The sequence below is a fragment of the Pseudomonas sp. ASL4 genome (genome assembly GCF_056680395.1).
In genome coordinates, this window is sequence record NZ_CM155280.1 from 6,955,519 (window position 1) to 6,977,472 (window position 21,954).

Here is a 21,954-nt window from a genome sequence, read left to right on the forward strand (position 1 = left end):
GGGTCATAAACGCCCATCGTGCAAACCGGCAAAGCCTACCACATAAGGCTGGCGTGGCCGAATGCGGGTGATGCAAGAGAAAACACGATGCACGATTGGCAATACTCATTGTGGCGAGGGAGCTTGCTCCCTTTCGACTGCGCAGCAGTCGCAAACCGATACTCCCGGTGTCTTTAGTTAAACCGAGTAACAATTTTTTGGGCTGCTTCGCAACCCAACGGGGGTAAACCCCCCTCGCCACAGGTCAGCATTTCAATTTCAGGAATTATGTCAGCCGCGCGGGTGGTGTTTGGCGTGCAGGTCTTGCAGGCGCGCTCGAGCGACATGAGTGTAGATCTGGGTGGTCGACAGGTCGCTGTGGCCGAGCAGCATTTGCACCACCCGCAGGTCAGCGCCGTGGTTGAGCAGGTGCGTGGCGAAGGCATGGCGCAAGGTATGCGGCGACAGCGACTTGCCGATCCCGGCGACCTTGGCCTGGTGCTTGATGCGATGCCAGAAGGTCTGGCGGGTCATCTGTTCGCCGCGCTGGCTCGGGAACATCACATCGCTGGGGCGCCCACCGAGCAGTTCGCCACGGCCGTCGCGCATATAGCGCTCGACCCAGACAATCGCTTCCTCGCCCATTGGCACCAGACGCTCCTTGCTGCCCTTGCCCATCACCCGCAACACACCCTGACGCAGGTTGACCTGCTCCAGAGTCAGGCTGATCAATTCGGTCACCCGCAAGCCGCAGGCGTACAGCACTTCAAGCATGGCGCGGTCACGTTGGCCGATGGCTTCGCTCAAGTCCGGGGCTTTTAACAGAGCCTCCACATCCGCTTCCGACAAGGATTTTGGCAGCGGCCTGCCGAGTTGCGGCATATCGACGCGCAAAGTCGGATCGACGCCGATCAGCTTTTCCCGCAACAGATAGCGATAGAAGCCACGCACGCCAGAAAGAAAACGCGCGGTGGAGCGGGGTTTGTAGTTTTGCTCAAGGCGCCAGGCCAAGTGGTCGAGGATCAGCTCGCGGCCGGCGTTGATCAGCTCCAGGTTCTTTTCTTGCAACCAACCGTTGAACAGCGCCAGGTCACTGCGATAGGCATCGCGGGTGTTGTCGGAAAGGCCTTTCTCCAGCCACAGGGCGTCGAGGAATTGGTCTATGAGGGGATGGTCGATGGCGGGCATAGAGGCTCAGGCAACTGGAAAACTGACGGCAAGTCTTTCATAGCCTGCTGTGGCTTTACAGGGCCTGTTGTCATTGTGGCGTTTAATGGATCGATTCGCGGGCAAGCCACGCTCCCACAGGCTTATCCGAGGTAAATCGCAGGCAACAAAAAAGCAGCCCGTAGGCTGCTTTTTTCTGCATCGGAAGCTGGACTTAAGCCAGTTTTTCCTTGATGCGAGCTGCTTTACCGGACAGGTCACGCAGGTAGTACAGCTTGGCTTTACGTACGTCACCGCGACGTTTAACGGCCATGCTGTCGATTTGCGGGCTGTAGGTCTGGAAAGTACGCTCTACGCCAACACCGTTGGAGATTTTACGAACGGTGAATGCACTGTTTACGCCGCGGTTACGCTTGGCGATAACAACACCTTCGAACGCTTGCAGACGCGAACGGTCGCCTTCCTTCACTTTCACCTGAACGACAATAGTGTCGCCCGGGGCAAAGGTAGGGATCTCTTTGGTCATCTGCTCTGCTTCGAGTGCAAGGATGATTTTGTTAGTCATGCTGTGCTCCTAAGGTAAATCGTCGGATCTACCATCGATACGTTGTTAACTATCGTCCCGCTCGCGGATGTATTCCTCGAGCAGCTTCTTCTCTTCTCCAGAAAGCGAGCGGCTTTCCAGAAGATCGGCGCGTCGTTCAAAGGTCCTACCAAGGGACTGCTGTAAACGCCATCGCCGGATATGCGCGTGATTGCCACTTAGCAACACGTCGGGAACACGCTGATCCGCATACACCTCCGGTCGGGTGTAGTGCGGGCAATCCAGCAGACCATCCGTAAAGGAATCTTCCTCGGCGGAGTCTGCATGCCCTAAAGCTCCAGGCAGCAGTCGTGTAACCGCATCGATCAGGACCATCGCCGGCAGCTCGCCGCCAGACAGTACATAGTCGCCAATCGACCACTCTTCATCGACATGAGCATCAATAAAACGCTCGTCAATGCCTTCATAGCGGCCGGCAATCAGGATCAATGCATCCGAATTCGCCAACTCGCGTACCGCCGACTGAGTCAGTTGACGGCCTTGGGGGGACAGGTAAATTACCTTCGCCGCCTCCCCGGCTGCTGCTTTGGCCTGAACCAGAGCATCTTCCAGGGGCTTGATCTTCATCACCATGCCCGGGCCACCGCCAAATGGGCGATCGTCCACAGTGTGATGTCGATCCGTCGTGTAGTCTCGCGGATTCCAACAGGTGAGCTGCAACAGCCCCTGTTTCACCGCACGACTGGTGATGCCATACTCGCTGATGGCGGAGAACATCTCGGGAAACAAACTGATCACTTCTACGCGCAAGTTAGCCACGCTTAGAAGTCCGCATCCCATTCCACCTTCATCTCGCCTGCGGCAAGGTCGACAACCAACACGCATTGCTCCGTATAGGGCAACAGGCGTTCGCGATCATCCAGGCTGCCAGCGCAAGGCTTGACCACCATTACATCATTGGCGCCGGTTTCCAGAAGATGATCGATCTTCCCGAGCAATTGCCCGAGTTGGTCAATAACCTTCAGACCTTCCAGCTGGTACCAGTAGTACTCGCCGTCGGTCAATTCAGGGAACAGGTTGCGCGGCACGCAGATCTCATAACCGGCCAGAAGACGAGCTTCTTCACGGTCATCAAGATCCTTGAGCTTTGCGACCAGGAACTTGTCGTTCCCTCGTCCGCTGACCAGCTCAACCTGTTTGACGCTGCCTTCGCGCTTGAGCGTCCAGGTTTTGTATTGCAACAGGTTTTCAGTCGGATCAGTAAAGGAGTAAACCTTCACTTCGCCGCGAACGCCATGAACAGAATAGATCTTGCCGATAACGATCAAATCATCAGCAATGGCTGGCGTCGCGTTCATATTGCTCAGGCCGCAGCCTTAGATGCATCCTTCAACAACTGAGCAACACGCTCAGAAGGTTGTGCACCAACGCTCAGCCAGTAGGCTACGCGCTCTTGGTTCACGGACAGACGGATTTCTTGACCACGAGCAACAGGGTTGAAGAAACCAACCTGTTCTTTGTGCGAACCGTCGCGCGGGTTGCGGCTGTCGGTTACGGTCAAGTGGTAAAACGGGCGCTTTTTGGAGCCGCCAAGGGCAAGACGGATTGTTAGCATGTGAACATCGTTCCTGTAGTCGGTGCTGCAAATCTAAAGGCACAGCGGGCATAGGTGCCCGAAAGGCCGCATATTCTAAGGAATATCCGGACTTTTGCAAATGTCTTTTTCCGACGGCCTTTCGGTCGTCATCCAGATTTGCTATAGAGCCGTCGTTGAAAACGGCCAGTCAGCTCCCGCCAAGTGCGGGTTTGCTGGAGTTCCCACATTTCTGTGGTACTGCGCCGACATGACTGCCGGCGCGAATTCTTTACATTTTCGGCATGCCGCCGCCGGGCAACATACCGCCCATGCCGCGCATCATTTTGGCCATTCCGCCTTTTGCGGAGAATTTCTTCATCATCTTCTGCATCTGCTTGTGCTGCTTGATCAAGCGACCGATGTCCTGCACCTGGGTGCCGGAACCCAACGAAATCCGACGTTTACGCGAACCGCTGATCAGGTCAGGGTCGCGGCGTTCGGCCGGGGTCATGGAATTGATGATGGCTTCCATCTGCTTGAACTGTTTCTCTGCCGCGCCCTGGGCATTGCCCATTTGCGCCAGGTTCACGCCGCCGATGTTCGGCAGCTTGTCCATGAGGCCGCCGAGGCCGCCCATATTCTTCATCTGTTGCAGCTGATCGCGGAAGTCTTCGAGGTCGAAGCCCTTGCCCTTCTTCAGCTTCTTGGCCAGTTTGTCGGCCTTGTCCTTGTCGAGGGTCGCTTCGGCCTGTTCGATCAGGCTGAGCACGTCGCCCATGCCGAGGATGCGCGAAGCAATACGCTCAGGGTGGAACGGTTCGAGCGCTTCGCTCTTCTCGCCCATACCGATGAACTTGATCGGCTTGCCAGTGATAGCGCGGACCGACAGGGCGGCACCGCCCCGAGCGTCGCCGTCGACCTTGGTCAGGATCACACCGGTCAGCGGCAGCGCATCACCGAAGGCCTTGGCCGTGTTGGCGGCGTCCTGGCCGGTCATGGCGTCGACCACGAACAGGGTTTCGACCGGGTTGATCGCGGCATGCAGCGCCTTGATCTCGCCCATCATCTCTTCGTCGATGTGCAGACGACCGGCGGTATCGACGATCACCACGTCGATGAATTTCAGTTTTGCTTCTTTAATAGCTGCTTGCGCGATGTCGACCGGCTTCTGGCTCAGGTCGGACGGGAAGAAGGTAACACCCACTTCAGCGGCAAGCATTTCCAGCTGTTTGATCGCGGCCGGACGGTAAACGTCCGCGGACACGACCATGACCGATTTCTTTTTGCGCTCTTTAAGGAAGCGCGCGAGTTTACCGGCGGTGGTGGTTTTACCAGCGCCCTGCAAACCGGCCATCAGCACGACGGCTGGCGGAACGGCGCTCAGGTTCAGGTCTTCGTTGGCCGCGCCCATCAGGCTTTCGAGTTCGGCCTGGACGATCTTCACGAAGGCCTGGCCCGGCGTCAGGCTGCGCGACACCTCGGTGCCGACGGCGCGTTCCTTGACCGAATTGACGAAGTCCTTGACCACCGGCAGGGCGACGTCGGCTTCGAGCAACGCCATGCGCACTTCGCGCAGGGTGTCTTTGATGTTGTCCTCGGTCAGCTTGGCCTTGCCGGTGACATGGCGCAGCGTCTGCGAGAGACGGTCGGTTAAGTTTTCAAACATTGCGCGATCCTTTCAGGCCCTGTGTAGACCGGGATAATGGCGGCCCAGACCGGAATAAACATGTGCTCGGCGAGCCTGCGGCGTGGGCAGGTCGCGGATTATAGCGAAGACTGCGTCCGGCGGACACCTCGCTGTCAGGTTGTATGGTCTTTCGTGCAATGAGGGTTCTATGCCAAACTCAGCGCCTTTCGGGCTTGCCTAACAGGATTTATGCTCCCCTTGTCACCGAGTTTGCTTACTACCCTCGCCGCCGCCTGCTTATATGCCGCTGCGACCCTCTATCAGGGCACTCGTCTGGCCAGTGGCGCCAAGGCGAACAAGCGCCTGTTGGTCACGCTCGGCGTATTGGCCGTGCTGGCCCACAGCGCCAGTCTGTTCACTCATTTGCTGACGCCGATCGGCCTGGGCCTGGACTTCTTCAGCGCCGCCAGCCTGATTGCCGCGGCGGTTATCGCCCTGACCCTGCTGGCCTGCTCGCGGATTCCGGTCGAGAACCTGCTGGTGTTGCTGTTCCCACTCGGGGCCGCAACCGTGCTGCTGGCACAGTTCGCCCCGGCCGGCACGGTGCAGATCATCGATGAGGAGCCAGGCATCCTCGCCCACATTCTGTTGTCGATCCTCGCCTACGGCATGTTCACCATCGCGGTGTTCCAGGCCTTGCTGTTGCTGGTGCAAGACCACCAGCTCAAAAACAAGCATCCGTCCGGGCTGATCAAGAACTTCCCGCCGCTGCAAACCATGGAAAGCCTGCTGTTCGGCTTCCTCTGGGCCGGCTGGACGCTGCTGTCGCTGTCGCTGATCTCAGGCTGGCTGTTCGTCGAGAACCTGTTTGCCCAACATCTGGTACACAAGACCCTGCTGGCCTGCCTGGCCTGGATCGTCTTCAGCGTATTGCTCTGGGGCCGTAATCGCCTCGGCTGGCGCGGGCACAAGGCGATCCGCTGGACCCTCGCCGGTTTCTGCCTGCTGATGCTGGCCTATTTCGGCAGCAAGCTGGTTCGTGAATACATTCTGCACATCTGACGGGCGGCAATAATGGACGACTTGCCCATAGGGCCGATGCTCGCAGTGATGGTTCTGCTGATTCTGTGGTCGGGGCTGTTTACCGCCATCGAAGTCGCGCAACAGCACCTGCTGGCCCAACGCACGGCGTCGCGCGCCAGTGACAAACCTGTGGCGAAGCTGAACTTCCCGCTCAACAGCCTGATCCTCTGCAACACCCTGTGCCGTGCACTGGTCATGGTCATCGCCACATTGCTGGCGATTTTCGCCTGGGCGGAAAAGGGCCCATGGGCCGCCTGCCTCGGAGCCGGCGCCATCTTGTTGGTGCTCGCCGACTACCTGCCTCGCACCCTCGCCGTACGCTATCCGGACGCGATTCTGAGCCTGGGCAACACCTTGCTCGGCGCGCCGCTGAAAATCATCTATCCCATCGCCTGGCTGCTCAATGGCTTCAGTCAATTGCTGATGCGACCGTTCGCCCGCAAGGTCAACGTGGTGCAACAGAGCGAAGACGAGGCGCCGGCGGAGCGCCACGACGATCAGGAACACGCCAACTGCCGCCCGCACGCGCTGTCGGGCATTCACGCCCTGGACAACATCACGGTCAACGACATCCTGGTGCCGCGCAGTGAGGTCGACGGGATCAACCTCGACGACTCCATCGAAGAGATCATCGAACAGTTGCGCAAAAACCGCCGCACGCGCCTGCCGGTGTTCCATAGCGACATCAACCAGGTCGAAGCCGTGCTCAACACCCGGCAGATCCGCCATCTGCTGCCGGACGCAAGCCTGACGGTCGAAGCGTTGCTGGCGGCCAGCCACGAACCGTACTTCGTCCCGGAAAGCACTCCGCTGCAACTGCAACTGCTGAACTTCCACAAGCAACAGCGGCGTTTGGGCATGGTGGTGGACGAGTACGGCGAAGTGCTTGGCATCGTCACCCTGGAAGATATCCTCGAGGAAATCGTCGGCGAGTTCGAAAGCGAGCACAGCCTGGACAACCCACATGTCCACCCGCAGGCCGATGGTCGACTGGTGATTGAGGGCGCGGCGTCGATTCGCGAACTGAACAAGAGCCTGGGCTGGCACCTGCCCAGCGATGGGCCAAAAACCCTGAACGGCTTGGTGACCGAGGCGCTGGAAACCATTCCCGAAAGCGCGGTTTGCCTGAAGATCGGGCGTTATCGGTTGGAGATTCTCGAGACCGAAGACAACCGGGTTACTCGGGTGATGGTGTGGCATACCAGTTCGGTTCCGGTGCTTTCCAAAATCTGACGCGGTCCTTTTGCTTAAGGCGCAGAACCCAGTGGGAGCGGGCTTGCTCGCGAAGGCGATTTCATATTCAGCAGAGATGTTGACTGATAGCCCGCTTTCGCGAGCAAGCCCGCTCCCACATGGAATTCACCTGACTGACTGGCATTGGGGTTGCCCCCATAACCACTAAGCCCCCGCAAACTCTAAGCCCCTTGTTGAATCATTAGCCGCCTTCCTATAATCGAGCCGCTTACCCAAGCCCCGCCCTACCCCAGTGCTACCCGCACGCTGCGTTAAACCCACATCCCTGGGTGTTCGACCATAATAATTCGCTCCACTGGAGCATGACTGTCAGGGATCACCGCATGACGACCAGCACCGTTTACAGCGACACCGCGCCTGTCCAACCGACGAACTCCGCCACCCGCGTGGCCACCGCGAGCTTCATCGGCACTGCCATCGAGTTCTACGATTTTTACGTCTATGCCACCGCCGCCGCGCTGGTGATCGGGCCGGTGTTCTTTCCGCAGACCTCCGGCACTGCCCAGATGCTCTCGGCGTTTCTCACGTTCGGCATTGCCTTCCTTGCACGACCATTGGGTTCAGCACTGTTTGGCCACTTCGGCGACCGCATTGGGCGCAAATCGACACTGGTCGCGTCGTTGCTGCTGATGGGCGTCTGCACCACGCTGATTGGTGTGCTGCCGGGTTACGACAGCATCGGGGCTTGGGCGCCGATCCTGCTCTGTGTGCTGCGCTTCGGCCAAGGCCTGGGATTGGGCGGCGAATGGGGCGGCGCGGCACTGCTGGCGACGGAGAATGCGCCCAAGGGCAAACGTGCCTGGTTCGGCATGTTCCCGCAGCTCGGCCCTTCGATCGGCTTCCTGGCGGCCAACGGTTTGTTCCTGACGCTGGCCATGACCCTGAACGACGAACAGTTCCGCGCCTGGGGCTGGCGGATTCCGTTCCTGTTGAGCGCCTTACTGGTGATGGTCGGCCTGTACGTGCGCCTCAAACTCCACGAAACCCCGGTGTTCGCCAATGCCATGGCCCGTCAGGAACGGGTGAAGATCCCGCTGGTCGAGTTGTTCAGCCAATACTGGGCGCCGATGTTGCTGGGTGCCGGGTCGATGGTGGTCTGCTACGCGCTGTTCTATATCTCGACGGTGTTTTCCCTGAGTTATGGCGTATCGACGTTGGGCTACACCCGCGAAACCTTCCTCGCGCTGCTGTGCTTTGCCGTACTGTTCATGGCCGCCGCTACGCCTTTATCGGCGTGGGCCAGTGACCGTTACGGGCGCAAACCAGTGCTGATCATCGGTGGCGTGCTGGCGATTCTGTCCGGGTTCTTGATGGAACCGCTGCTGACCCACGGCACGACCTGGGGCGTGGCGCTGTTCTTGTGCATCGAGCTGTTTCTGATGGGCGTGACATTTGCGCCGATGGGCGCGTTGTTGCCGGAGCTGTTTCCGACTCACGTGCGCTATACCGGTGCGTCGGCAGCCTACAACCTCGGCGGCATAGTCGGGGCCTCAGCGGCGCCGTTCTTTGCGCAGAAACTGGTGGCGATGGGGGGTTTGAGTTATGTCGGCGGGTATGTGTCGGGGGCGGCGGTGCTCAGCTTGATAGCGGTGCTGTGCCTGAAAGAGACGCGTCACAACGATTTGAATCGGGTGGCCTGATAGACCGCCATCGCGAGCAAGCTCGCTCCCACATGGGAATCGGGGGTGTACACACAATCTGTGGACAACCAAGAACCCTGTGGGAGCGAGCTTGCTCGCGATAGCCGCGCCTCGGTTTACAGCTCTACTACAACAGCCTGAGATGCACGGGTCGCTTTAGCACGAGCCGCTTCAATCGATTCATCCCGTGCCAACGCCACGCCCATCCGGCGCTGACCGTTAACTTCAGGCTTACCGAACAGACGCAACGCCGTATCCGGTTCGCTCAATGCCGCACCGAGGTTGGAGAAAGCGGTCTGAGTCGACTGCCCTTCCACCAGAATCACCGCCGAAGCCGAAGGCCCGAACTGACGGATCAACGGAATCGGCAGCCCCAGAATCGCCCGAGCATGCAGCGCGAACTGCGACAGGTCCTGGGAAATCAGGGTCACCAAGCCAGTGTCATGCGGGCGCGGCGACACTTCGCTGAACCACACCTGATCACCTTTGATGAACAACTCGACGCCAAACAGACCACGACCACCCAAGGCTTCGGTCACGGCTTTGGCGACGCGCTCGGATTCAGCCAGGGCAATCGGGCTCATGGCTTGTGGCTGCCAGGATTCCTGGTAGTCGCCCTTCTCCTGACGGTGACCGACCGGCGCGCAGAACGTGGTGCCGCCGACGTGACGCACAGTCAGCAAGGTGATTTCGTAGTCGAAGTCGATGAAGCCTTCGATGATCACCCGACCTTTACCGGCACGCCCCCCTTCCTGGGCGTAGTCCCACGCGGTTTTCACGTCAGCGGCGCTGCGCAGCAGGCTCTGGCCTTTGCCCGAGGAACTCATCACCGGTTTGACCACGCATGGGAAACCGAGGTCTTCGACAGCTTTGCTGTAATCCTCAAAGGTGTCGGCGAAGTGGTACGGCGAGGTCGGCAGGTCCAGCTCTTCAGCGGCCAGGCGACGGATGCCTTCGCGGTTCATGGTCAGCAGCGCGGCGCGCGCGGTCGGGATCACGGTGAAGCCTTCGGCTTCCAGCTCGACCAGGGTCGCGGTGGCGATGGCTTCGATTTCCGGCACGATGAAGTGCGGCTTCTCGGCTTCGATTACGGCACGCAGGGCGGCGCCGTCGAGCATGTTGATCACATGGCTGCGATGGGCGACTTGCATGGCCGGCGCGTTGGCGTAACGATCGACGGCAATCACTTCAACGCCCAGGCGTTGCAGCTCGATCACCACTTCCTTGCCCAACTCGCCACAGCCACACAGCAATACGCGGGTCGCGGTTGGCGACAATGGAGTTCCGATACGGGTCATCTCAGGTCCTCAAAGAAGCGGATCATCGAGGGAACAACGCTTGGCGCGCTTCCCATGGGGAGAAAGCGCGGCATTTTACATGAACCTGAGGGTTTGGCTTTAGCTGGCGACGGCCTGTTTGCGCAGGCGCCAGGCCATGATCAGCCAGACGGCCGTCACCCCGACGAACTTCGAGCCCATGGCGGTGAGGATGACGGCCGGGGTGAACGCGCCGATCATGCCAAAGAAGATGAAGGTATCGAGGGGAATGCTCAGGGCCGAACTTATCCACAGGCGATCGTGCAACGGGCGCTTGGTGATGCTGAACACCAGCCAGTCGATGCACTCGGACACTGCGAATGCCGTGGCACTGGCCAGGGCGATGGATGGATCGGACGTCACGTAAGACAGCACCAGCGCCGCCAGCATCGCGGCGATGGCGCCGTGGCCGAAGCGGGTTTGCACCATGTCGCGCAGCACAAACACCAGCCCGCCCCAGGCCGACCAGATGATGTCCAGGTGCGGGGCGGTGGAAAAGGCGTAGTTGATCAGCACGACGCTGCTGATGTAGGAGATCAGGAAGAGCATGGGGCGTGGGGATACCTGTCAGTTTGGTGGACAGGGTACTTCAGACAGGTGAATTGGGCCAAGAGAGGTAGTGAGGGTGATGGCCTCTTCGCGAGCAAGCCCGCTCCCACATTGGACCGCGCCCGCCAAGACAACTCGGTCTACTGTGGGAGCGGGCTTGCTCGCGAAGGCCGCACCTCAATTATCGGATTTGACCCCGATCATCCAAAGCAACCCGCTCGACTTGGCCCGCTCATGACACAAACCCAACACCTTGCGCCGCTCCGCATTGTCCATCCGGCTCCAACGGGTAATCTCTTCCACCGTGCGCTGGCACCCGGTGCAAATATCCTGCTCATCCAGTGCGCAAATGTTTACGCAGGGGGATAGCACCGGTCGTTCAGTGGCGTTCATTCTTCCTGCTCGACCAGATCGCGGGCGTAGCGCTGCGAGTTATGCACATAGTGGGCGGCGCTGGCTTCGAGCATTTTCTTCTGTGGCTCGGTGAGTTCGCGCACCACCTTGCCCGGCGAGCCCATGACCAGCGAACCGTCCGGGATCTCCTTGCCTTCACCGATCAGCGAGTTGGCGCCGATGATGCAGTTCTTGCCGATTTTCGCGCCGTTGAGGATCACCGCGTTGATGCCGATCAGGCTGTAGTCGCCCACCGTGCACCCGTGGAGCATGGCGTTGTGGCCGATGGTCACGCCGGTGCCGATGATCAGCGGGTAGCCCATGTCGGTGTGCATCACCGTGCCGTCCTGGACGTTGCTGTTCTTGCCGATCAGGATCAGTTCATTGTCGCCACGCAACACGGCGTTGAACCAGACATTGGCGCCCTCTTCCAGCTTGACCTTGCCCACCAGCACAGCATTGGGGGCAACCCAGCTCTGTGGATGGGTTTCGACGCGGGCGTCGCCCAGGCGATATTTCATCTTATTATCCTCAAGGCTCAGGCAGCCGCGCTGTCTTGCCATACGAAAGATGGCTTCAAATATTGATAAAGCTTTTGGGTGGGTGGTGCAGGCTGATGTCGGCGTCATAAAGCAGGTTGATCAACTCGACGATCATGATCGCGGTCAAACCCCAGATCTTGTATTCACCATAACGATAGCTCGGCACATACCAACTGCGACCCTGGTAATCGATGCGATGCGTGTGTTCGCGCGGGTCTTCTCGAAAGAACTCCAGAGGCACGCTGAACACAGCCGCAATTTCGGCATCGTTGGCCAGGTATTCGACGTAATCAGGAATGACGCCGACATAGGGCGTGACCTTGATGCCGTGCAGGGAGATCAGCGGACTGAGCGGGCCGATCACTTCCACCAGCCCCGGCGGCAGGCCGATTTCTTCTTCGGCTTCGCGTAAGGCAGTGAAAATAAGGTCAGGGTCTTCGGGGTCGCGTCGCCCGCCGGGGAAGGCGACTTCGCCGCCATGGGTCGAGAGCCCGCTGGCGCGCAGGGTCAGAACCAGTTCCGGTTCGTCACTGCGGGTGATCGGCACGAGTACCGCCGCCTCGGGGAAACGCTTGTCGGTTTCCAGGGTGCGTGGCGTGTGGTTGCTTACCCGATGCAGTAGCTCGTCCAGCATGAGTGTTCTCGATCTGTGCCTGTAGGGTCTGTTGACGTTTGCTGACGACCGCGTTGCGCGCCAACGCGCGCGATGCTGCGTTGCGGGATTTGCCAAGGGAACAGACATTAGCTGCATCCCGCGCCTTGCCTCGCACGCGTTGGCACTGCAACGCGGTTCGCCAGCAAACGTCAACAGACCCTATGCATCATGCACCAATCACACCGACCGCCCAACCCCCGAACCACCGCATGTCGCGAAACGACAACTTGCCGACAGACACTGCCGCACGCCAAGATAGGCGCAGCATTCAGGAACCCAAGCATGAAATTTTGCAGCCAGTGCGGCAACCCGGTCACCCAGCGCATTCCCGAAGGCGATTCGCGCCTGCGATTTGTCTGTGACAGCTGTCAGACCATTCACTATCAGAACCCCAATATCGTCGCCGGTTGCGTCGCGACCTGGGGCTCGAAGGTGTTGCTGTGCCGGCGAGCCATCGAGCCACGACTCGGCTACTGGACGCTGCCTGCCGGCTTCATGGAAAACGGCGAGACTGTCGAGCAGGCCGCCGTGCGCGAGACCGCCGAAGAAGCCTGCGCCCGGGTCCGCAACCTGAGCATCTATACGCTGATTGATGTGCCGCACATCAGTCAGGTGCATGTATTCTTCCGCGCCGAGCTGGTGGACCTGGACTTTTGCGCCGGCCCCGAGAGCCTGGAAGTGCAGCTTTTCGAAGAAGCCGATATCCCTTGGTCCGAGCTGGCTTTCCGCACGGTGGGCCGTACTTTAGAATGCTTCTTCGCTGACCGGCAGACGGAGGTCTACCCGGTGCGTTCCGAGTCGATTCCGCCACTGACTCAGCCAGCCATCATCTAAGCTCTTATCAGTACTTATAAATAGTCGCGACACCTCTAGGGATATCGTTTCAATGCGCTGGTTGCTTGCCCTGTTTTGCCTGTCATTCGTTGTCGTGTCCCAGGCCTCCACCGTGGTCACTCTGGATGGCAAGCCCATCGAAAAAGTGCTGATACTCAAATCCGCCCATCAATTGCAATTGATCGCCGACGGCAAGCCGCTACGAACCTACCGTATCTCCTTGGGCAAACAACCCCGGGGCGCGAAGCTGATGGAAGGCGACAAGCGCACGCCAGAGGGTTTTTACTGGGTGGATTGGCGCAAGGTCAGTGACCGTTTCAACCTGGCGATGCACATCTCCTACCCGAACATTGCCGATTCCGCTCGCTCCCGGCGCGAAGGCGTCGATCCCGGCGGCATGATCATGATCCACGGCACCCCCGACACCTACGACTACCCGGAAAACCTGTTCCACACCCTGGACTGGACCGACGGCTGCATCGCCATGCGCAACATGGACATGCGCGAGGTCTGGGGACTTGTGCCGGATGGCACGATGATCGAGATTCGGCCTTAACCCCTCTTCTGCAATTGCGCCGAGCCTTTGCGGCCAGGGGGCTTTTTGTGGCGAGGGAGCAAGCTCCCTCGTCACAAAAGCATCGCGTCGCCGCAAATCCCCTCTCTCGACCGCTACCTTCTGTCGCCCTCCGAAAAAATAAATCAAAAGATCGCAGCCTTCGGCAGCTCCCACGGTGGAGATACCAATTCCCACTGTAGGAGCTGCCGCAGGCTGCGATATTTGCTTCTGTAATCCCCGCCCGTAATACCACTTAAAGCCAACCCCTACTAAACCAGCCCAACAGGCCCGGTTTTCCTGCGCTCCGAGCAAAGTGGTCTCATTGACATGGTATTTAAGTGGTATTACGTTTCGTCCTACAACCGGGCGACAACAATCCAATATCCGCATCGGAAACAACCTACATGAATGACATCCAGGCCCTACGTCCTGACGACTCCCAGCCGACGCCGCTGTACCTGCAACTGGCGCGCAACCTGGAAGCGGCGATCCACGCTGGCCAATGGAAAGCCGAACAAGCCATGCCGTCGGAGCGCAGCCTCAGTGAATTGCTGGGCATCTCCCGCGTCACCGCGCGCAAGGCGCTGGAAGTCTTGTTCGATCAAGGCCTGATCCGCCGCAACCAGGGTTCCGGCACCTTCATCACCCCACGCCTGGAACAACCGCTGTCGCGCCTCTCCGGCTTCAGCGAAATGCTCCGTCTCAAAGGCTTCGTCCCCGGCTCGCAGTGGCTGGAGCGGGAAATCACCCCGCCAACCCACGAAGAACTGATCCGCCTCGGCCTCTCGCCCAACGACAAGGTCGCGCGGCTCAAACGCCTGCGCAAAGCCGATGACACGGTGATGGCGATCGAGATGAGCACCCTGCCCGCCTCGATCATTCCCAAGCCGCAAGCGGTGGGCGATTCCCTCTACGAATTCCTCGACGGCATCGGCAAACCGATCGTCCGCGCCTTGCAGCACATTCAGGCGATCAACGCCTCGGACGAATTCGCCGCGCTGGTCGGCATCGCCCCCGGCACTGCCATGTTGCTGATGACCCGGGTCGGCTATCTGGAAGACAACACCCCGATCGAAGTCACCGACACCTATTGCCGCAACGACTACTACGACTTTGTCGCAGAGCTCCGTAGATAAAGAGCGTCGTCGATAAATACGCAACCGAGAACCGATCATGTCCGAAGACAACATCCTCACCGCCCACGGCTGGGTTCGCGGCCGGCTGATTCACCAACACGGCAAAGTCGTGTCCATCGAAGGCGTGCCCTGCGATCCGGCCGACAACGACCTGCCTTACCTGCTGCCAGGTTTCATCGACCTGCACGTTCACGGTGGCGGCGGCAAAGACATCATGGAAGGCGCCACAGCCTTCGAAACCATCACCAAAACCCACGTGCGTTTCGGTACCACCTCGCTGCTGGCGACCACCATGACCGCGCCATCGGAAGAGATTTCCAGCGTGCTCAAAGCCGTCGGCGAATACTGCGAGCAGCGGCCGAAAGGCAGCGCCCGGGTGCTCGGCGTGCACCTTGAAGGCCCGTACATCAACCCCGGCAAACTCGGCGCGCAACCGAATTTCGCCCACACCGCGTTGATGACCGAAGTCGAAGAATACCTGGCGCTGGCGCCGATCCGTGTGATCACCATCGCCCCGGAAATCGCCGGCCACGACGGTTTGATCCGGGCCCTCAGCGCTCGCGGCGTGCGCATGCAAATCGGCCATACGCTCGGCAGTTACGAGGAAGGCGTGGCCGCACTGGATGCCGGCGCCACCAGTTTCACCCACCTCTATAACGCCATGAGCCCGCTGCATCACCGCGAGCCGGGCATCGTCGGCGCGGCATTGGCCCACGCCAAATACGCCGAACTGATTCCAGACTTGCTGCACGTTCACCCCGGCGCGATGCGCGTCGCACTGCGCTCGATCCCGTGCCTGTATTGCGTCACCGATTCCACCGCCGCCGCTGGCATGCCGGACGGTGAATACAAGCTCGGCAGCCACACCGTGACCAAATGCCTGGGCGGTGTGCGCCTGGCCGACGGCACCCTGGCCGGCAGCACCCTGACCATGGATCAGGCGTTGCGCAACCTGGTGAAGATCGGTTTGCCAATCGCCGAGGCCTCGCAACGTCTTTCGCAATTCCCCGCCGACTACCTCGGCATCACCGAACGCGGCCGCCTGCAACCCGGCAGCTGGGCCGACTGCGTGCGCCTGGATCGCTCACTCACACTGACCGCCGTCATGGTCGAAGGAGAAGACATTGACTTCAAAAATGCTTGAAGAGGCGCTGTCCTCGTTCGAGGCCGTGCAAGCCCAATTGCAACAACTCGACCCACAGATGATCGAGATCGCCGGACGCCTGCGCCGTCAGCCACCGCAAGTGGCGATGACCATTGCCCGTGGCAGCTCCGACCACGCGGCGAGTTACTTTGCCTACCTGACCATGCAGCAACTGGGCATTCCGGTGGCGTCGTTGCCAATGTCGGTGGTGACCATGCAACAGGCGCCGTTGAAGGTCAGCGGCCAGGTCGCGTTCGCCTTCTCGCAATCGGGGCAAAGTCCGGACCTGGTGAACAGCCTGCGTCTGCTGCGCAAACGTGGCGCCCTGAGCATTTCGATGGTCAACGCTGAAGGTTCACCGCTGGAAGCGGCGTGTGAGTTCAGCTTGCCGCTGTTGGCCGGCACCGAAAGCAGCGTCGCCGCAACCAAGAGCTTTATCGCCACCCTCAGCGCCAGCGCGCGGCTGATTGCGCACTGGAAAGACGACGTGGAATTGCTGGAGGCCGGCAACGCCCTGCCGCAAGGTCTGCGCGATGCAGCGCAGCAGGATTGGAGCCTGGCCATCGACGCCTTACGCGATTGCCAGCGCCTGATGGTGATCGGCCGTGGCGCCGGTTTTGCCATCGCTCAGGAAGCCGCGCTGAAATTCAAGGAAACCTCGGCGATCCAGGCCGAAGCCTTCAGCAGCGCCGAAGTCCGTCACGGCCCGATGGCGTTGATCGGCGAGCAATACCCGCTGCTGGTGTTCGCCCCGCGCGGTGCCGAGCAGGCCGGTTTGCTGAGTCTGGCCGCCGACATGCGCCAGCGCGGCGCCCGCGTATTGCTGGCTGCGCCGGATGACGTCACTGAGCGCGACCTGACCCTGACCCGCGCCGAGCACCCGGCCCTCGACCCGATTCTGGCGATCCAGAGTTTCTACGTGATGGCCGCCGGTTTGGCCGTCGCCCGCGGCATGGACCCGGACCAGCCGCGGCACTTGAGTAAAGTGACGCGCACGCACTAAGCCTGAACTTTGACTGCATTCCTGATGAGTACCGAGCCATGCACAACAATAATAAAGAGCTGACCTTAAGCGCCCCGCTCAGCGGCCCGGTGCTCACGCTCGCCAAAGTCCCGGACCCGGTGTTCGCCAGTGGCGCCATGGGTGACGGGATCGCCATCGACCCGCTGAACGACACGCTGCATGCACCCTGCGCCGGTGTCGTGGTGCACGTCGCCCGCACCGGCCACGCCATCACCTTGCGCGCCGACAACGGCGCCGAATTGCTCCTGCACCTGGGCCTCGACACCGTCGAGTTGCAGGGCGAAGGCTTCTCGGTGCTGGTCAAGGAAGGCGCGCGGGTCAGCAATGGCCAGCCGTTGCTGCGCTATGACCTGGACAAGGTCGCACAGCAGTGCAAAAGCCTGGTCAGCCTGATGATCCTGACCAACAGCCAGGACTTTCAGGCGCGGCCGATTACATTGAAATCGGTGAAGGTTGGTGATCCGCTCCTGCACATCGTTCGACGACTGGCCAATGGTGCCCAGGCTGAAGTCGAAGTGTCCGGTATTGAAGTTCACGGCCATGTGCGCATCGCTCATCGCGGTGGGTTACATGCACGGCCAGCCGCGCTGATTCGTCAGACAGCGCAAGGCTTCAAGAGCAAGTCGCTGCTGCATTTCGCCGGTAAGTCGGCGTCTTGCGACAGTTTGATCGGGCTCATGAGCCTGGCCATCGGCGAGCAGGAAGAAGTTCAAGTCAGCACTCAGGGCCCGGATGCTAAAGCGGCGTTGCAGGCGTTGTTGAGCGCGTTATCCACAGCCCTGGTCGAAGACAGTCACGCTGCGGCGCCAGTATCGATTGCCCAGCGTCATCGCGCGGCTGAAGTGGGTGTGTTGCACGGTGTTTGCGCGGCGCCCGGTCTGGTCGCTGGGCCACTGTTTCAGTTGAACGCGATCAGTCTGCCTGTGGACGCCGGCGGCCACGATCCCGAGCAACAACTGCGCGCCCTCGACACTGCGCTGAACGTCGTGCGCAGCGAAATCGATCACACCCTGACCCAGGCCAGAAAGCACAAAAACACCGACGAAGAAGCGATCTTCGCCGCGCACGTGGCGTTGCTCGAAGACCCGGCGTTGCTGGATGCGGCGGCGCAATCAATAGGCCAAGGCATGGCCGCAACCCACGCCTGGAGCCAAGCGATCGACGTGCAATGCGACGTCCTTCAGCAACTCGGCAGCGCATTGCTAGCCGAACGCGGCAACGATCTGCGCGACCTCAAACAACGGGTATTGCGTGCCTTGCTGGGTGAAGCCTGGCACTACGACGTGCCGGCCGCTGCCATCGTCGTCACCCACGAATTAACGCCTTCGGACTTGCTGCAACTGAGCCAGCAAGGTGTCGCTGGCTTGTGCATGGCGGCGGGCGGCGCGACGTCCCACGTGGCGATTCTGGCTCGCGGCAAAGGTCTGCCGTGCATGGTTGCGCTGGGTTCGGCGCTGCTGGATCAGAAGCAAGGCCAAGCGGTGGTGCTGGATGCCGACGGCGGTCGCCTCGAACTGACGCCGACCGCCGAGCGCTTGGCCGAGGTGCGTCAGGCACAGCTCGATCACCAACAACGTCGCGCCGAGCAACAGGCCCAGGCGCACACCCCGGCGCGAACCCTCGACGGCGTGCACATTGAAATCGCAGCCAACGTGGCATCAAGTTCTGAAGCAGCCGATGCGCTGGCCAATGGCGCCGATGGCGTCGGTCTGTTGCGCACCGAGTTTCTCTTCGTTGATCGCAACACCGCGCCGGACGAACAGGAGCAGCGCCTCGCCTACCAAGCCGTGCTCGACGCCATGGGCGACAAGTCGGTGATCATCCGCACCATCGACGTCGGCGGCGACAAGCAACTCGACTATCTACCGCTGCCGGTCGAAGCGAACCCGGTACTCGGTCTGCGCGGTATTCGCCTGGCTCAGGTACGGCCGGAACTGCTCGATCAACAACTGCGCGCGCTGCTGCACGTCAGCCCGTTATCGCGCTGCCGGATCCTGTTGCCGATGGTCACCGAAGTCGATGAGCTGCTGCACATCCGCCAACGCCTCGACGCCTTGTGCACCGAGCTGGAACTGACGCAGCGCCCGGAGCTGGGCGTGATGATCGAAGTCCCGGCCGCCGCGCTACTGGCCGAGCAGCTTGCAGAGCATGCGGACTTCCTGTCCATCGGCACCAACGATTTGTCCCAGTACACCCTGGCCATGGACCGCGACCACGCCGGCCTCGCTTCACGAGTCGACGCGTTGCACCCGGCGCTGCTGCGATTGATCGCCCAGACCTGCGCGGGTGCGGCGGTGCATAACCGTTGGGTCGGGGTGTGCGGTGCGCTGGCCTCCGATCCGCTGGCCACGCCGGTACTGATCGGTTTGGGTATCAGCGAGTTGTCTGTAAGCCCGGTGCAGATCGGTGAAATCAAGGACCGCGTGCGCCATCTGGACGCGAGCGAATGCCGACGCATCAGCCAGGGCTTGCTCAAGTTGAGCAGCGCCGCCGCTGTGCGTCATGCCTGTCACCAACATTGGCCTCTGAGCTGAACAACAAAAGCTCTATAACAAAAAAGAATCAGGGAGAAACGCCATGTACCAATACTTCATCGAAGGCCTGCAACGCCTCGGCCGCGCGCTGATGCTGCCGATCGCGATCCTGCCTATCGCCGGCCTGTTGCTGCGCCTGGGCGACACCGACCTGCTGAACATCGCGATCATCCACGACGCCGGTCAGGTGATCTTCGCCAACCTGGCGATGATCTTCGCCATCGGCATCGCAGTCGGCTTCGCCAAGGACAACAACGGCACTGCAGGCCTCGCCGGGGTCATTGGTTACCTGGTGATGATCTCCACGCTCAAGGTGCTCGATGCGAGCATCAACATGGGCATGCTCGCCGGGATCGTCAGCGGCTTGATGGCCGGCGCGCTGTACAACCGCTTCAAGGACATCAAGCTGCCGGAGTACCTGGCATTCTTCGGTGGCCGGCGCTTTGTGCCCATCGTCACCGGGTTCGCCGCTGTTGGCCTCGGGCTGGTTTTCGGCCTGATCTGGCCGCCGATCCAGCAAGGCATCAACAGCTTCGGCGCGTTGATGATGGAGAGTGGCAGTTTCGGCGCGTTCGTTTTCGGCGTGTTCAACCGCTTGCTGATCGTCACTGGCCTGCACCACATCCTCAACAACATGGCGTGGTTCGTGTTCGGCAACTTCACCGACCCGACCACTGGCGCCATCGTCACCGGCGACCTGTCGCGCTACTTTGCCGGCGACCCGAAAGGTGGCCAGTTCATGACCGGCATGTTCCCGATGATGATCTTCGGCCTGCCCGCCGCGTGCCTGGCGATGTACCGCAACGCCCTGCCGGAACGCCGCAAAGTCATGGGCGGGATCTTCCTGTCGATGGCACTGACCTCATTTTTGACCGGGGTGACCGAGCCGATCGAGTTCGCATTCATGTTCCTCGCACCGATGTTGTACCTGGTGCATGCGCTGTTGACGGGATTGTCGATGGCCATCACCAACGCCTTGAACATCCATTTGGGCTTCACCTTCTCTGGCGGCTTCATCGACATGGTGTTGGGCTGGGGTAAATCCACCAATGGCTGGCTGGTGGTGCCGGTAGGGCTGGCGTATGCGGCGATCTACTACGTGGTATTTGATTTCTGTATTCGCCGCTTCAACCTGAAGACGCCGGGACGTGAAGATGTGCCGACTGGCGACAAAGTGGTGTTCGCTGAAAACGAACGGGCCGGGGCGTATATCAAGGCGTTGGGCGGTGCAGAGAATCTGATCACCGTGGGTGCGTGTACCACCCGGTTGCGTCTGGACATGGTGGATCGCAACAAGGCAGACGATGCGCAGTTGAAAGCACTCGGGGCGATGGCGGTGGTGCGTCCGGGCAAGGGCGGGAGCTTGCAGGTGGTCGTTGGGCCGATGGCCGACAGCATTGCCGATGAGATTCGGTTGGCGATGCCTGCTTTGGGTCGCACGGTTATTGCTAACCCCGCTTTGGTTGTTGAAGTGGCAAAACCTGTCGCTCTGCCCGAAGCGCAGCAGTGGCTGAATGCGCTGGGAGGGGGGGAGAATGTGTTGCAGATGGATTGCATCGCCATGACCCGGATTCGGCTGCAACTGGCGGATGGCAAGGCGTTGTCGGAGTGTCAGTTGAAGGAACTGGGATGCCATGGCGTCAGCCAACTTGAGGGCGGTGTCTGGCATTTGCTGGTTGGCGATAAAGCGCCGAGTTTGAGTGGGGCGTTGGAGGCGCTGGTGAATAGCAGTGAGGTGAGTGCCAAAGTCTGAGCCCACAAAAAACCTGTGGCGAGGGAGCTTGCTCCCGCTCGGCTGCGCCGCAGTCGTCAATCGGTCAGAGGCGGTTCACCTGACAGAACCGGGCGGATGGTTTTCGGGCCGCTTCGCAGCCCAACGGGAGCAAGCTCCCTCGCCACAATGGTTCGGTGTACCTAGATCCAATGTGGGAGCGGGCTTGCTCGCGAAGGCGGTGTGTCAGGCGGCCCGGCTCTACTCGCGTGGGAGGCAGCTGTACGCAGGTTAGCAGACCGGGGATCTAGCAAAGCCGGCGCGCCCGAAGGCGCCCTGCGCACAGCTACCATCGAGTGCAGGCATGGGCATGCCTGACTGACGGAGCTTGTGCAACTCACTAGATACCCCGGGCTGCTAAACCCGATCACTGATGGTCAGTGACAGGAATCAAGTTACCGAGCAGCCCCAAGGCGCACAAGCCGGCGGATTCTGGCGTAGCCGTAGGCAACGACGCAAGATCTTGTAGCTCTCAGGAAGTTACTCAGAGGGTGTTTTAAACGAGCACCCTCCAGCGCTGTTTAGTGATCTGACATGCACATCCCACACCACGAAATGCGGTAAATATGTACCGCCACCACCCCAGCCGCCCACCCCATGCTGATGGTTTCCGCCACCCGTATGGAGCCT

General features: G+C 60.4%; 21 protein-coding genes. 10 read left to right on the top strand and 11 right to left on the bottom strand.

What is annotated here, in order from left to right:
- Window positions 1-270: 270 nt before the first annotated feature.
- From xerD to ffh, 6 genes are all read right to left on the bottom strand, one after another.
- Window positions 271-1,167, bottom strand: coding sequence for a site-specific tyrosine recombinase XerD (gene xerD / locus AC1MEW_RS31885; protein WP_323570311.1), 897 nt, complete (start codon window positions 1,165-1,167; stop codon window positions 271-273).
- 193 nt (window positions 1,168-1,360) lie between these two features.
- Window positions 1,361-1,711: a 50S ribosomal protein L19 gene (gene rplS / locus AC1MEW_RS31890; protein ID WP_003175895.1), complete on the bottom strand. Its 351-nt coding sequence runs from the start codon at window positions 1,709-1,711 to the stop codon at window positions 1,361-1,363.
- Between the two features lie 45 nt (window positions 1,712-1,756).
- Window positions 1,757-2,530 carry a tRNA (guanosine(37)-N1)-methyltransferase TrmD gene (gene trmD / locus AC1MEW_RS31895; protein WP_201200902.1) on the bottom strand — a complete coding sequence of 258 codons (774 nt, stop codon included), beginning with the start codon at window positions 2,528-2,530 and terminating at the stop codon, window positions 1,757-1,759.
- Entirely contained in the window at window positions 2,512-3,048 is a 537-nt protein-coding gene (gene rimM, locus AC1MEW_RS31900) for a ribosome maturation factor RimM (protein WP_201195606.1), read from the bottom strand. The genes trmD and rimM overlap by 19 nt, the downstream gene beginning before the upstream one ends.
- A 5-nt stretch (window positions 3,049-3,053) precedes the next feature.
- Complete coding sequence (gene rpsP, locus AC1MEW_RS31905; protein ID WP_201195607.1) at window positions 3,054-3,305, bottom strand: 30S ribosomal protein S16; 252 nt, start codon at window positions 3,303-3,305, stop codon at window positions 3,054-3,056.
- Between the two features lie 250 nt (window positions 3,306-3,555).
- A complete protein-coding gene (gene ffh / locus AC1MEW_RS31910; protein ID WP_201195608.1) occupies window positions 3,556-4,932 on the bottom strand; it encodes a signal recognition particle protein in 1,377 nt (458 codons plus the stop codon).
- A gap of 210 nt (window positions 4,933-5,142) precedes the next feature.
- Here ffh and AC1MEW_RS31915 point away from each other — a divergent pair, with 210 nt between their 5' ends.
- The 3 genes from AC1MEW_RS31915 (at window position 5,143) to AC1MEW_RS31925 (ending at window position 8,870) form a co-directional block, all read left to right on the top strand.
- Window positions 5,143-5,955: a cytochrome C assembly family protein gene (locus AC1MEW_RS31915; RefSeq protein ID WP_201200891.1), complete on the top strand. Its 813-nt coding sequence runs from the start codon at window positions 5,143-5,145 to the stop codon at window positions 5,953-5,955.
- A 12-nt stretch (window positions 5,956-5,967) separates the two neighbouring features.
- Window positions 5,968-7,209: a transporter associated domain-containing protein gene (locus AC1MEW_RS31920; protein WP_201256225.1), complete on the top strand. Its 1,242-nt coding sequence runs from the start codon at window positions 5,968-5,970 to the stop codon at window positions 7,207-7,209.
- Between the two features lie 344 nt (window positions 7,210-7,553).
- A complete protein-coding gene (locus AC1MEW_RS31925; RefSeq protein ID WP_201256226.1) occupies window positions 7,554-8,870 on the top strand; it encodes an MFS transporter in 1,317 nt (438 codons plus the stop codon).
- 116 nt (window positions 8,871-8,986) lie between these two features.
- On the opposite strand, the gene purT is transcribed toward AC1MEW_RS31925, so the two are convergent.
- The 5 genes from purT to AC1MEW_RS31950 form a co-directional block, all read right to left on the bottom strand.
- A complete protein-coding gene (purT, locus tag AC1MEW_RS31930) occupies window positions 8,987-10,168 on the bottom strand; it encodes a formate-dependent phosphoribosylglycinamide formyltransferase (RefSeq protein ID WP_201195614.1) in 1,182 nt (393 codons plus the stop codon).
- A gap of 99 nt (window positions 10,169-10,267) precedes the next feature.
- Entirely contained in the window at window positions 10,268-10,735 is a 468-nt protein-coding gene (locus AC1MEW_RS31935) for a VUT family protein (protein WP_201200880.1), read from the bottom strand.
- Between the two features lie 177 nt (window positions 10,736-10,912).
- On the bottom strand, window positions 10,913-11,128 hold the full coding sequence (locus AC1MEW_RS31940) for a DUF1289 domain-containing protein (protein WP_201200876.1): 216 nt from the start codon (window positions 11,126-11,128) through the stop codon (window positions 10,913-10,915).
- Window positions 11,125-11,649 carry a gamma carbonic anhydrase family protein gene (locus AC1MEW_RS31945; RefSeq protein ID WP_201200874.1) on the bottom strand — a complete coding sequence of 175 codons (525 nt, stop codon included), beginning with the start codon at window positions 11,647-11,649 and terminating at the stop codon, window positions 11,125-11,127. Before AC1MEW_RS31945 ends, AC1MEW_RS31940 begins: the two co-directional genes overlap by 4 nt.
- 55 nt (window positions 11,650-11,704) lie before the next feature.
- Window positions 11,705-12,304, bottom strand: a complete 600-nt coding sequence (locus AC1MEW_RS31950) for a CoA pyrophosphatase (RefSeq protein WP_201195620.1) — start codon at window positions 12,302-12,304, stop codon at window positions 11,705-11,707.
- A 303-nt stretch (window positions 12,305-12,607) separates the two neighbouring features.
- Between AC1MEW_RS31950 and AC1MEW_RS31955 the strand changes: the two genes are divergently transcribed.
- The 7 genes from AC1MEW_RS31955 to nagE all read left to right on the top strand — a co-directional run bounded on the left by AC1MEW_RS31955 (window position 12,608) and on the right by nagE (window position 21,306).
- Entirely contained in the window at window positions 12,608-13,159 is a 552-nt protein-coding gene (locus tag AC1MEW_RS31955) for an NUDIX hydrolase (RefSeq protein WP_201200872.1), read from the top strand.
- Window positions 13,160-13,211: 52 nt separating this feature from the next.
- Window positions 13,212-13,715, top strand: coding sequence for a L,D-transpeptidase family protein (locus AC1MEW_RS31960; RefSeq protein ID WP_201200870.1), 504 nt, complete (start codon window positions 13,212-13,214; stop codon window positions 13,713-13,715).
- Window positions 13,716-14,119: 404 nt separating this feature from the next.
- Window positions 14,120-14,851 carry a GntR family transcriptional regulator gene (locus tag AC1MEW_RS31965; RefSeq protein WP_092272830.1) on the top strand — a complete coding sequence of 244 codons (732 nt, stop codon included), beginning with the start codon at window positions 14,120-14,122 and terminating at the stop codon, window positions 14,849-14,851.
- Window positions 14,852-14,888: 37 nt separating this feature from the next.
- Window positions 14,889-15,995, top strand: coding sequence for an N-acetylglucosamine-6-phosphate deacetylase (gene nagA / locus AC1MEW_RS31970; RefSeq protein WP_201200866.1), 1,107 nt, complete (start codon window positions 14,889-14,891; stop codon window positions 15,993-15,995).
- Window positions 15,976-16,998 carry an SIS domain-containing protein gene (locus AC1MEW_RS31975; protein WP_201200863.1) on the top strand — a complete coding sequence of 341 codons (1,023 nt, stop codon included), beginning with the start codon at window positions 15,976-15,978 and terminating at the stop codon, window positions 16,996-16,998. The genes nagA and AC1MEW_RS31975 overlap by 20 nt, the downstream gene beginning before the upstream one ends.
- 38 nt (window positions 16,999-17,036) lie before the next feature.
- A complete protein-coding gene (gene ptsP / locus AC1MEW_RS31980) occupies window positions 17,037-19,553 on the top strand; it encodes a phosphoenolpyruvate--protein phosphotransferase (RefSeq protein ID WP_480424826.1) in 2,517 nt (838 codons plus the stop codon).
- Window positions 19,554-19,596: 43 nt separating this feature from the next.
- The gene (gene nagE, locus AC1MEW_RS31985; RefSeq protein WP_201200861.1) at window positions 19,597-21,306 is read left to right on the top strand and encodes an N-acetylglucosamine-specific PTS transporter subunit IIBC; all 1,710 of its coding nucleotides are present in this window, start codon (window positions 19,597-19,599) and stop codon (window positions 21,304-21,306) included.
- Window positions 21,307-21,954: the final 648 nt, after the last annotated feature.

Excerpts from the sequence above, each read along its gene's own strand:
- rpsP (WP_201195607.1), bottom strand. The coding sequence starts at position 3,305 with ATGCTAACAATCCGTCTTGCCCTTGGCGGCTCCAAAAAGCGCCCGTTT.
- nagA (WP_201200866.1), top strand. The coding sequence starts at position 14,889 with ATGTCCGAAGACAACATCCTCACCGCCCACGGCTGGGTTCGCGGCCGG.
- AC1MEW_RS31955 (WP_201200872.1), top strand. The coding sequence starts at position 12,608 with ATGAAATTTTGCAGCCAGTGCGGCAACCCGGTCACCCAGCGCATTCCC.
- AC1MEW_RS31945 (WP_201200874.1), bottom strand. The coding sequence starts at position 11,649 with ATGAAATATCGCCTGGGCGACGCCCGCGTCGAAACCCATCCACAGAGC.
- AC1MEW_RS31925 (WP_201256226.1), top strand. The coding sequence starts at position 7,554 with ATGACGACCAGCACCGTTTACAGCGACACCGCGCCTGTCCAACCGACG.
- ptsP (WP_480424826.1), top strand. The coding sequence starts at position 17,037 with ATGCACAACAATAATAAAGAGCTGACCTTAAGCGCCCCGCTCAGCGGC.
- AC1MEW_RS31965 (WP_092272830.1), top strand. The coding sequence starts at position 14,120 with ATGAATGACATCCAGGCCCTACGTCCTGACGACTCCCAGCCGACGCCG.
- AC1MEW_RS31920 (WP_201256225.1), top strand. The coding sequence starts at position 5,968 with ATGGACGACTTGCCCATAGGGCCGATGCTCGCAGTGATGGTTCTGCTG.
- rplS (WP_003175895.1), bottom strand. The coding sequence starts at position 1,711 with ATGACTAACAAAATCATCCTTGCACTCGAAGCAGAGCAGATGACCAAA.
- AC1MEW_RS31915 (WP_201200891.1), top strand. The coding sequence starts at position 5,143 with ATGCTCCCCTTGTCACCGAGTTTGCTTACTACCCTCGCCGCCGCCTGC.
- trmD (WP_201200902.1), bottom strand. The coding sequence starts at position 2,530 with ATGGGATGCGGACTTCTAAGCGTGGCTAACTTGCGCGTAGAAGTGATC.
- rimM (WP_201195606.1), bottom strand. The coding sequence starts at position 3,048 with ATGAACGCGACGCCAGCCATTGCTGATGATTTGATCGTTATCGGCAAG.
- AC1MEW_RS31935 (WP_201200880.1), bottom strand. The coding sequence starts at position 10,735 with ATGCTCTTCCTGATCTCCTACATCAGCAGCGTCGTGCTGATCAACTAC.
- purT (WP_201195614.1), bottom strand. The coding sequence starts at position 10,168 with ATGACCCGTATCGGAACTCCATTGTCGCCAACCGCGACCCGCGTATTG.
- AC1MEW_RS31960 (WP_201200870.1), top strand. The coding sequence starts at position 13,212 with ATGCGCTGGTTGCTTGCCCTGTTTTGCCTGTCATTCGTTGTCGTGTCC.
- xerD (WP_323570311.1), bottom strand. The coding sequence starts at position 1,167 with ATGCCCGCCATCGACCATCCCCTCATAGACCAATTCCTCGACGCCCTG.
- AC1MEW_RS31950 (WP_201195620.1), bottom strand. The coding sequence starts at position 12,304 with ATGCTGGACGAGCTACTGCATCGGGTAAGCAACCACACGCCACGCACC.
- AC1MEW_RS31940 (WP_201200876.1), bottom strand. The coding sequence starts at position 11,128 with ATGAACGCCACTGAACGACCGGTGCTATCCCCCTGCGTAAACATTTGC.
- nagE (WP_201200861.1), top strand. The coding sequence starts at position 19,597 with ATGTACCAATACTTCATCGAAGGCCTGCAACGCCTCGGCCGCGCGCTG.
- ffh (WP_201195608.1), bottom strand. The coding sequence starts at position 4,932 with ATGTTTGAAAACTTAACCGACCGTCTCTCGCAGACGCTGCGCCATGTC.